Origin of the sequence: Pseudomonas sp. NPDC090208 (assembly GCF_044746785.1) — a bacterium.
Classification (GTDB): domain Bacteria; phylum Pseudomonadota; class Gammaproteobacteria; order Pseudomonadales; family Pseudomonadaceae; genus Aquipseudomonas.
Map to the genome: position 1 here is coordinate 68,000 of NZ_JBIVCU010000026.1, position 9,274 is coordinate 77,273.

The following is a 9,274-nucleotide window of genomic DNA, read 5'->3' on the forward strand; positions in this document are numbered from 1 at the left end:
CGTCAGATGCGGTAGGTGCTCTTGGTCATGACCTTGGCCAGCATGCTCATGCCGAACTTCACCGGGGCCGGGAAGCGGAAACCGCCGGCTTCGATGGCGCCGTCGGCGTGCTGCTCTTCATCCACGCGCATCTGCTCAAGAATTGCCCGGGATTTTTCATCCTCGATCGGCAGTTGTTCCAGATGTTCGTTGAGGTGCTTGCATACCTGATCTTCGGTGGCGGCGACAAAACCCAGGCTGACCTTGTCGCTGATCAGGCCGGCGACGGCGCCAATGCCGAACGACATACCGTAAAACAGCGGGTTCAACACGCTGGTGTGGCTGCCGAGTTGACGGATGCGCTGTTCGCACCAGACCAGATGATCGATTTCTTCTTCGGCGGCGTGTTCCATGGCCTTGCGCACATGCGGCAGCTTGGCGGTCAGGGCCTGACCCTGATACAGCGCCTGGGCACAGACTTCGCCGGTGTGGTTGATACGCATGAGGCCGGCGACATGTTTCGTGTCGCTTTCGCTCATCTTCGTCTCGGGCTGGACGATGGCTGGCGACGGCCGGTGAGCGTGCGCGCTGGAAGGCAGCAGCGTGCGCATGGCGGCATCGGCCTGCAGAAGGAATCGGTCGATAGGGGAGTAGTGACGTTCGGTAGCCATGGGCACCTCCGGATAAATCCACGGCGGCCAGTCTACCTCAATCAATGTGACGAGGCTTGTGCTGCGTCAACCCGCCGAGGCGCGTGATAGACGGTCGGCGGGTGTGCAAGTCGTTGAAATGACGACTCAGCCCGGCGGCCAGGTCATCTGACGCTTGCCCAGCACGTGCATGTGAATGTGATAAACGGTCTGGCCGCCTTTCTCATTGGTGTTCATGACCACGCGGAAGCCATCTTCGCAGCCTTGCTCTTTGGCCAGGCGTTGAGCGGTGAACAGGATGTGGCCCAGCAGCCCCTTGTCCTCTTCGGTCACGTCGTTGAGGGTTGCGATCGGCTTTTTCGGGATGACCAGAAAATGCACCGGCGCCTGGGGGGCGATGTCGTGGAAGGCCAGCACTTGATCATCTTCATAGATGATCTTCGCCGGAATTTCCCGGTTGATGATCTTGGTGAACAGAGTTTCCACTGCCTTGTTTCTCCGTTTCGAGGGGGGGAATGCCCCGAGTGTACTGAGCGTGGTCGGGCACGCCCAGCCGTTTCTTGTCGCTTGTTGGCTTATACCGATGTCCGAGATTTCAGCATCGAGCCCCAGAGCTTGCGTGTCGTCCAGCGTCCGACCAGGCGCGGTACGCGAACCAACAGGCGGTTGCGCCAGCCGGGGATGATCACCGTGCGGTTCTTGTCGAGGGCGCGGACGGTATAGAGCGCGATCTCTTCGGGGCTCATGCTGTTGTCATGGACGAACTTGTCGGCATTCAGTTGTGCGGTGCGGAAAAATGCCGTGCGGGTCGGGCCGGGACAGAGCACGGAGATCTTCACGCCGGTTTTCTTCAACTCTTCGCGCAGCCCTTCGGACAAATGCAACACGAAGGCCTTGCTCGCTGCGTAAGTGCTCATCCACGGGCCGGGCTGGAAGCCCATGGTCGACGCGACATTGAGAATCTGCCCGCCACCCTGCACAGCCATCAGGTTGCCGACGGTGTGGCACAGACGCGTCAGCGCCAGTACGTTGAGGTCGAGCAGGTCCTGTTCCTGTGCCCACTCCTGGGCGAGAAACGAGCCGGCATTGCCGATACCGGCACAGTTCACCAGCAGGTCGATCTGCCGTTCGCCTTCTTCGAGCTCCAGCAGAAAACCCGACAGCCGCAACGGCTCACCCAGATCGCAGGCGCGGAACAGCACTTCCACGCCGAAGCGTTGAGTGAACTCCAGCGCGATGCTTTCCAGCATGTCCCTGTGGCGAGCCACCAGAATCAGGTTGCGGCCACGGCGGGCGAGGGCTTCGGCCAGGGCCAGGCCAAGGCCGCTGGATGCGCCGGTGACCAGGGCGTAACGGGTCATGCAATTCTCCAGTGAGGGTGTTGCGGGTATTGAGGCAGCGTCCCTGCTACCAGACGGTCATTGGTCTTGGGCGCTGTCGGATGAGTCGGCCGGGTCCGCAGGTTGCGCGGCATCGTCGGAGTCATCGTCGTAGGGCAAGGCTTGTTCGTATTCGCTGGTGGTGGCTTCTACTTCTTCCTGGAAGGCGTCCAGTCCGCCCATCAAGGCGCCGACGAACACCAAGGCGAGAAATACCAGCCACAATGCGGCGAGCAGTTTAACCGCCTTGCCGTTGGCAGGTGGAGGTGGGCCGTACTGATTTGTCCCGCTGTTCCCGGGTACCACGATCATCAGGATCGGAAAGAAGCTGCCCACCACCGGCACCAGATTGAGCAGCAGCAGCCAGGCCGACCAGCCGGCGTCATGCAGGCGCTGTGCACCGATCTGAATGCTGATCACCACCAGCGCGACAAAGCCGATTGCGGCGAGCAATCCGCCGGCGACCAGCGACACGCCCATGACGCCGACACACAGCAGGCCGACGACCATGGCCACGGCCACCAGGACCAGGCTCCAGGCCAGATAGCGCAAGCGTCCGATTCGCCCTTGTACGGTAAACACATTGAGTTCACCGACGGCGGGCCAGTCATGGGTCAGCGTCGCGCGGGGCGGTGCGTAAGGAGAGGCCGGGTCGAAGGTGGCCGGTTGCGGTCTGGTTTCGCTGATTTCCTCAAGGCTCAACTTGACCGGTTCTTCGGGCTCGATACGCGCCTCGACGCCGGCATCGTTGAGTGCCTTGAGATAACGCTGCGCGTCGTCACGGGTCAGGCCGCGCTTCACGGTCATCGGCTTGCCGGTGAACAGCCGGTCAATGTTGGACACATCGCTTTTGAACAACTGCGCCAGATTCAGGCGCGCAGTTTCCAGCTCCACCCCGAACCGTAGCTGCCCTTCGAAAACGATCTTGAAGTGTTCGGCCATCCCCGGCTTCCTTGTCTTGAGTTAATTGCGTCTCGCACGGCTGAAGTCAGAACGGTTTGACGACCACCAGAATGACGATAGCCAGCAGGATCAATACAGGGATTTCGTTGAACCAGCGGTAAAACACATGGCTGCGGCCGTTTTCGCCGCGGGCGAAGCGTTTGACCTGCGCACCGCAGACGTGGTGATAGCCGATCAGCAGTACAACCAGCGTCAGCTTGGCATGGAGCCAGCCCTGCTGGAGAAATCCTGGAGTGAGTGTAATCAGCCAGATGCCGAACACCAGTGTGGCGATCATTGCTGGCCCCATGATGCCGCGGTACAGCTTGCGCTCCATGGTGCAGAAACGCTCGCGGCTGACGCTGTCTTCGCTCATGGCGTGGTAGACGAACAGGCGGGGCAGGTAGAACAGGCCGGCGAACCAGCAGACGATGGAAACGATGTGCAGTGCCTTTATCCACAAGTACATTTTGGTTTTTCCAGAATCACGGTGGCGCAAATAGTAGTGGCTCGCACGCCCGTACGTCACGTTCACGGTTGTTACGCAAGCGTCTGGCTCATATCATCAGCGGCTTTCCAGTGGTTTCGTTGAGGGGCAGGTTATGGTCAAGGTCGGTATCGTCGGTGGTACGGGTTACACCGGCGTCGAGTTGCTGCGTCTTCTGGCACAGCATCCACAGGCAGAGGTGGCTGCAATCACTTCCCGCTCGGAGGCTGGCACGCCGGTCGCCGACATGTACCCGAACCTGCGCGGTCATTACGACGGCCTGGCGTTCAGTGTGCCGGACGTGAAAGTGCTGGGGGCCTGCGATGTGGTCTTCTTCGCGACCCCACACGGCGTCGCCCATGCGCTGGCCGGCGAACTGCTGGCGGCCGGAACCAAAGTCATCGACCTGTCGGCAGACTTCCGTCTGCAGGACCCGGTCGAGTGGGCCAAGTGGTACAACCAGCCACATGGCGCACCGGAGCTGCTGAACGAAGCCGTCTACGGCCTGCCGGAAGTCAACCGCGACAAGATCAAGGGCGCTCGCCTGATCGCTGTACCGGGTTGCTATCCAACCGCCACCCAGCTGGGCTTCCTGCCGCTGCTGGAAGCTGGCCTGGCCGATCCGACCCGCCTGATCGCCGACTGCAAGTCCGGTATCAGCGGCGCCGGTCGTGGTGCCAGCGTTGGTTCGCTGTATGCCGAAACCAGCGAAAGCTTCAAGGCCTACGCCGTCAAAGGTCACCGTCACCTGCCGGAAATCAGCCAGGGTCTGCGTCGTGCGGCAGGTAGCGATATCGGTCTGACGTTCGTGCCGCACCTGACGCCGATGATTCGCGGCATTCACGCTACCTTGTATTCGACCGTGGTCGACCGGTCGGTGGACCTGCAGGCGCTGTTCGAGAAGCGCTACGCCAACGAGCCGTTCGTCGATGTGATGCCAGCGGGCAGCCATCCGGAAACTCGCAGTGTGCGCGGCGCCAACGTCTGCCGTATTGCGGTTCACCGTCCACAGGATGGCGATCTGGTGGTCGTGCTGTCGGTTATCGACAACCTGGTCAAAGGCGCATCGGGTCAGGCTGTCCAAAACATGAACATCATGTTCGAACTGGATGAGCGCATGGGCCTGTCCCACGCCGGCATGCTGCCCTGAGGGCAGCTTCAAGCGCCAGGCAACAGGCTTCAAGAGAAAGCCGGATCGCGTGCATTTCGCTCACAGCTTGTCGCTTGAAGCTTGCCGCCGCTCGCAGAATAGTTGACCAGTTTTCTAGGAGAAGCGGATAATGCGCGGCATTACGCATTATGACGGCTTAGCGCCGGGAGATTTTGAGCATGAGCGTCGAATCCTTCACTCCTACGGCTCTGGAATTCACGCAGGGCGCAGCCCACAAAGTGAAAACCCTGGTCGATGAAGAGGGCAATGATCGCCTCAAGTTGCGTGTGTTCGTGACGGGCGGTGGCTGTTCCGGTTTTCAGTACGGTTTTACTTTCGATGAAGATGTCGCCGAAGACGATACCGTCGTCGAGCGCGAGGGCGTCAGCCTGGTCGTCGATCCAATGAGCTTCCAGTATCTGGCAGGCGCCGAAGTGGATTACCAGGAAGGTCTGGAAGGTTCTCGCTTCGTGATCAAGAACCCGAATGCGGCCACGACCTGTGGTTGCGGATCGTCGTTCTCGATCTGATTCGCTGGCTGCAAACAAAAACGCCGCGCTTGATGCGCGGCGTTTTGCTGTCTGGCGTTTGCGATCAGGCCGGGTAAATGGCGCCCAGTACGCGCAGGCCTTTGGCGCCGGTCACGCTTGGACGGTTCGCCGGAACGCTTTCCAGTGCGCAATGCGCCAGCCAGGCAAAGGCCATCGCTTCAACCCAGTCAGGGTCGACACCGAATTCCGCGGTGCTGGAGACCTTGGTCTGTGGTAGCAGGGTAGCCAGGCGTGCCATCAGTGCCTTGTTATGGGCGCCGCCGCCGCAAACCAGCAGTTCCTTGGTCTGTGCCTGAGCCGACTGCAGCGACTCGGTGATGCTCAGCGCAGTCACTTCCAGCAACGTGGCCTGCACGTCTTCAGGCTTCAGGGTCGGCAACTGGAACATGTGGTGCTGCACCCAGCCGAGGTTGAACACTTCGCGGCCAGTGCTCTTCGGACCCTTGGTCTGGAAGAACTGGTCACTGAGCATCGACTTCAGCAAGTCGGGATTGACCGTGCCGCTGGCGCCCCAGGCACCGTCGCGATCGTAACTCAGGCCACGCTGTGCCTGAATCCAGGCATCGAGCAGCACGTTACCCGGACCGGAGTCGAAGCCAGATACCGGCTTGTCGATCTCGATCAGGCTCAGGTTGCTGAAGCCGCCGACGTTGAGAACGGCACGGTAATCCTTGTTGTCGTCGAACAGCGCTTCATGGAACGCGGGCACCAAAGGCGCGCCCTGACCGCCTGCAGCGATATCACGCTTGCGGAAGTCGCTGACGACGGTGATGCCGGTCAGCTCGGCCAGCAGCGCCGGGTTGCCGATCTGCACGGTGAAGCCGCGGGCCGGCTCGTGGCGGATGGTCTGGCCATGACTGCCGATGGCGCGGATCTCGCCGGCAGACACGTTTTGCTGCTTGAGCAGGGCAGCGACGCCTTGGGCGGCCAGGTGCACCCACTTCTGCTCGGCGATGCCGGCGCGAGCCAGCTCGTCCGGGCCGCTGGCGCACAGGCCCAGCAGCTCGGCACGCAGTTCATCCGGCATGGGAATGTAATGGGTGCCGAGCAGACGCGGCCGGTCATCCTGTTCTACGAGCGCGAAGTCGAGTCCATCGAGACTGCTTCCGGACATTACACCTACATATAAAGTCATGAGTCAGCGCTTACTCGAGGCCAGCATGGTGGCCTTTTCCTGGTCCATGCGCGCCATCAATGGCTGGCTTTCCTGCATGAACCGCTGTTTTTCGGATTTGGCGATCGGATCTGCCATCGGCAGCTTCTGACCCAGCGGGTCGACGTGAACGCCGTTTACCTGGAACTCGTAATGCACATGCGGACCTGTCGACAGGCCGGTGGTACCAATATAGCCAATGACCTGGCCCTGCTTGACGACGCTGCCGTTCTGGATGCCTTTGGCAAAGCCCTGCATGTGGCCATACAGCGTGCGGTAAGTCTCGCCATGCTGAATGATCACGGTATTGCCGTAGCCGCCACGGCGGCCGGCCAGAATCACCTTGCCGTCACCAGTTGCCTTGATCGGTGTGCCGCGAGGTGCAGCATAGTCGATCCCTTTATGGGCGCGAATCTTGTTCAGAATCGGATGCTTGCGGCCCATGGAGAACAGCGAACTGATGCGTGCGTATTCCACTGGCGTGCGGATGAACGCCTTGCGCATGCTGTTGCCGTCAGCTGTGTAGTAATTGGTGTTGCCTTGCTTGTTGGTGTAACGCACGGCGGTGTAGGTCTTGCCGCGGTTGGTGAAGCGCGCGGAAAGGATATTGCCGGTACCTACCGTCTTGCCGTTGACGACTTTCTGCTCATAGATCACGTCGAATTCGTCGCCCTTGCGGATGTCCTGAGCGAAGTCGACGTCATAGCCGAAGATATTGGCCATATCCATGGTCATGCTGTGATTCAGGCCGGCACGTTGGGCCGACTGTGACAGCGAGCTGTTGATGACGCCGTGGACGTACGCTGTACGGACGTTTGGCTTGCTGACATCGCGAGTGAACGTGTAGCCCTTGTCGGTCCTGGACAGGCTGATGCTTTCCAGATCGTTCAGTTTGCTGTGCAGCTGCTTGAGGTTGCCTTCAGGGGACAGCTCGAATTGCAGGACCTGGCCGTTCTTCAACTGGCTGAACTGCTTGGCCTGTTTGTCGCTGGCGATCACTTCGTGAACAGTGGCCGGCGGCAGGCCGACCTTTTCGAACAGCGTGGAAAGCGTATCGCCCTTGGAAACGACGACTTCTCTGTGGGTCGCCCCCTTGGCATCGGCCACGGCGGCGGCTTTCGGCTTGGCCTCGGGTTTGGTTTCCGGCTTGGATTCTGCGGTGTCCTGAGTGTCGTCGTCAGCGTTGTCGATTTGCGCGAACGGTGATTCGGAAGAGGTTTCTGTGGCCTGAGTCTGATCCTGAGCGTCTTGTTCTTGCTTGAACTGCTCGACCGGGGTCTCCAGATCAAGGGTCAGATTGGTTTTCTTGGCTTCGACATCGCTGGATGGAAAGACCAGAAGTGCCAGGCTGAGCAGGGCGGCGATACCGCTGGCTGCAAGCAGATGGCTCTTCGGATAAAGCGGGGGCGCTTTAGGCGGAGTGTCGTTCATAGGTGACTTTGACTTTGAAAAGATGAAATGGAAAAGATGAATGACATGATGAAGATGAAATAACTGTATAAAATATAACCAAATCCCACCTGAGGCAAGTCTGCGCGCGGATCGTTCCCTGATTCGTCGGGCTTCTTTTGTCAGAGCTTGTGTTTGGGCGGTGATCTTGTATGGTTGTTTCCCTTTGAAATAAGGCATTACGAGGCGGGTATGAAGTCGGTTGAAGAGCAGCTGGCGCTGATCAAGCGCGGCGCAGATGAACTCCTGGTAGAGTCCGAGCTGGTCGCGAAGCTCAAGCGTGGTCAGCCACTGCGCATCAAGGCCGGTTTCGACCCGACGGCGCCGGACCTGCACCTTGGGCATACGGTGCTTATTAATAAGCTGCGCCAGTTCCAGGAGCTGGGGCATCAGGTCATCTTCCTGATTGGTGACTTCACCGGCATGATCGGTGACCCGAGCGGCAAGAGCGCTACTCGTCCGCCGCTGACTCGTCAGCAGGTTCTGGACTATGCCGAGACCTACAAGTCTCAGGTCTTCAAGATTCTCGATCCGGAAAAAACCGAGGTGGCGTTCAACTCCACCTGGATGGATCAGATGAGTCCTGCCGATTTCATTCGTCTGTCTTCGCAATACACCGTCGCGCGCATGCTTGAGCGCGATGACTTCGACAAGCGCTACAAGTCGAACCAGTCCATCGCTATCCATGAGTTTCTTTACCCGCTGGTTCAGGGTTATGACTCCGTGGCGTTGCGTGCTGATGTCGAGCTGGGTGGTACCGACCAGAAGTTCAACCTGCTGATGGGGCGTGAGCTTCAGCGTGCTTATGGTCAGGAAGCGCAGTGCGTACTGACCATGCCGTTGCTGGAAGGGCTGGATGGCGTCAAGAAGATGTCCAAGTCGCTGGGTAACTACGTCGGTATCCAGGAAGCGCCTGGCATTATGTATAGCAAGCTGGTGTCGATCCCGGATTCGCTGATGTGGCGTTACTTCGAGCTGCTGAGCTTCCGCTCCATGGAAGAGATCAATGGCTTCAAGGCTGATTGCGAGGCTGGTGCCAACCCGCGTGACATCAAGATCAAGCTGGCTGAAGAAATCGTTGCCCGCTTCCATGGTGAGGAGGCTGCGGCTTCGGCCCATCGTTCGGCTGGCAACCGTATGAAGGAAGGCGAGCTTCCTGAAGATCTGCCAGAGATCACTGTGTCGGCTGCTGAGGATATGCCGATCGGCGCCATCCTTAATAAAGCAGGCCTGGTGAAGAACGCGGCGGTCGCTCGCGATCTGCTGGCGTCCGGTGGCGTGCGTGTCGATGGTGAGGTGGTTGATCGCAGCTTCATCTTTAAGGTGGGTGCGACCCATGTTTGCCAGGCCGGCAAGAAGGCTTTCGGGCGCGTTACTTTGAATTTGGAATGAATTTGAAATAAGTGCTTGACGCGCCTGCGGATGTCTCTATAATTCGGCCCACTTCCGGCGCAGACGGAACGGAAAACTCCTTGAGTATCAACGAGTTAGACGATAAGTCAGCGAGGAAGTGCTTCGGTTTAGATGTTCGAAT

10 protein-coding genes are annotated in these 9,274 nt (G+C 59.4%); 3 read left to right on the forward strand and 7 right to left on the reverse strand.

The features are described from left to right. Nucleotides 1-2: 2 nt before the first annotated feature. From coq7 to hemJ, 5 genes are all read right to left on the reverse strand, one after another. The gene (gene coq7 / locus ACIPL0_RS29175; RefSeq protein ID WP_400602238.1) at nucleotides 3-650 is read right to left on the reverse strand and encodes a 2-polyprenyl-3-methyl-6-methoxy-1,4-benzoquinone monooxygenase; all 648 of its coding nucleotides are present in this window, start codon (nucleotides 648-650) and stop codon (nucleotides 3-5) included. Between the two features lie 126 nt (nucleotides 651-776). Further along, nucleotides 777-1,115, reverse strand: coding sequence for a histidine triad nucleotide-binding protein (locus tag ACIPL0_RS29180; RefSeq protein ID WP_166595575.1), 339 nt, complete (start codon nucleotides 1,113-1,115; stop codon nucleotides 777-779). 89 nt (nucleotides 1,116-1,204) lie between these two features. Next, nucleotides 1,205-1,990, reverse strand: a complete 786-nt coding sequence (locus ACIPL0_RS29185; RefSeq protein WP_400602236.1) for an SDR family NAD(P)-dependent oxidoreductase — start codon at nucleotides 1,988-1,990, stop codon at nucleotides 1,205-1,207. Nucleotides 1,991-2,047: 57 nt separating this feature from the next. Then, a complete protein-coding gene (locus tag ACIPL0_RS29190; RefSeq protein ID WP_400602234.1) occupies nucleotides 2,048-2,950 on the reverse strand; it encodes a DUF805 domain-containing protein in 903 nt (300 codons plus the stop codon). A 46-nt stretch (nucleotides 2,951-2,996) separates the two neighbouring features. After that, on the reverse strand, nucleotides 2,997-3,419 hold the full coding sequence (gene hemJ, locus ACIPL0_RS29195; protein ID WP_400602232.1) for a protoporphyrinogen oxidase HemJ: 423 nt from the start codon (nucleotides 3,417-3,419) through the stop codon (nucleotides 2,997-2,999). A 133-nt stretch (nucleotides 3,420-3,552) separates the two neighbouring features. On the opposite strand from hemJ, the gene argC reads away from it, so the two are divergent. Next, complete coding sequence (argC, locus tag ACIPL0_RS29200; RefSeq protein WP_400602230.1) at nucleotides 3,553-4,587, forward strand: N-acetyl-gamma-glutamyl-phosphate reductase; 1,035 nt, start codon at nucleotides 3,553-3,555, stop codon at nucleotides 4,585-4,587. A gap of 179 nt (nucleotides 4,588-4,766) precedes the next feature. Continuing rightward, nucleotides 4,767-5,117, forward strand: coding sequence for an iron-sulfur cluster insertion protein ErpA (gene erpA, locus ACIPL0_RS29205; RefSeq protein ID WP_400602228.1), 351 nt, complete (start codon nucleotides 4,767-4,769; stop codon nucleotides 5,115-5,117). A 64-nt stretch (nucleotides 5,118-5,181) separates the two neighbouring features. On the opposite strand, the gene ACIPL0_RS29210 is transcribed toward erpA, so the two are convergent. Together ACIPL0_RS29210 and ACIPL0_RS29215 are read right to left on the reverse strand one after the other, a co-directional pair. Continuing rightward, nucleotides 5,182-6,273 carry an anhydro-N-acetylmuramic acid kinase gene (locus ACIPL0_RS29210; RefSeq protein ID WP_400602226.1) on the reverse strand — a complete coding sequence of 364 codons (1,092 nt, stop codon included), beginning with the start codon at nucleotides 6,271-6,273 and terminating at the stop codon, nucleotides 5,182-5,184. Nucleotides 6,274-6,276: 3 nt separating this feature from the next. Next, entirely contained in the window at nucleotides 6,277-7,722 is a 1,446-nt protein-coding gene (locus ACIPL0_RS29215) for a peptidoglycan DD-metalloendopeptidase family protein (protein ID WP_400602224.1), read from the reverse strand. Between the two features lie 210 nt (nucleotides 7,723-7,932). Between ACIPL0_RS29215 and tyrS the strand changes: the two genes are divergently transcribed. After that, nucleotides 7,933-9,132: a tyrosine--tRNA ligase gene (gene tyrS / locus ACIPL0_RS29220; RefSeq protein ID WP_400602342.1), complete on the forward strand. Its 1,200-nt coding sequence runs from the start codon at nucleotides 7,933-7,935 to the stop codon at nucleotides 9,130-9,132. The last annotated feature ends 142 nt before the right edge of the window (nucleotides 9,133-9,274 follow it).

What these genes read in the sequence shown, in the direction of transcription:
- hemJ (WP_400602232.1), bottom strand. Translation starts at nt 3,419, where the DNA reads ATGTACTTGTGGATAAAGGCACTGCACATCGTTTCCATCGTCTGCTGG.
- ACIPL0_RS29215 (WP_400602224.1), bottom strand. Translation starts at nt 7,722, where the DNA reads ATGAACGACACTCCGCCTAAAGCGCCCCCGCTTTATCCGAAGAGCCAT.
- coq7 (WP_400602238.1), bottom strand. Translation starts at nt 650, where the DNA reads ATGGCTACCGAACGTCACTACTCCCCTATCGACCGATTCCTTCTGCAG.
- argC (WP_400602230.1), top strand. Translation starts at nt 3,553, where the DNA reads ATGGTCAAGGTCGGTATCGTCGGTGGTACGGGTTACACCGGCGTCGAG.
- ACIPL0_RS29210 (WP_400602226.1), bottom strand. Translation starts at nt 6,273, where the DNA reads ATGACTTTATATGTAGGTGTAATGTCCGGAAGCAGTCTCGATGGACTC.
- erpA (WP_400602228.1), top strand. Translation starts at nt 4,767, where the DNA reads ATGAGCGTCGAATCCTTCACTCCTACGGCTCTGGAATTCACGCAGGGC.
- ACIPL0_RS29185 (WP_400602236.1), bottom strand. Translation starts at nt 1,990, where the DNA reads ATGACCCGTTACGCCCTGGTCACCGGCGCATCCAGCGGCCTTGGCCTG.
- tyrS (WP_400602342.1), top strand. Translation starts at nt 7,933, where the DNA reads ATGAAGTCGGTTGAAGAGCAGCTGGCGCTGATCAAGCGCGGCGCAGAT.
- ACIPL0_RS29190 (WP_400602234.1), bottom strand. Translation starts at nt 2,950, where the DNA reads ATGGCCGAACACTTCAAGATCGTTTTCGAAGGGCAGCTACGGTTCGGG.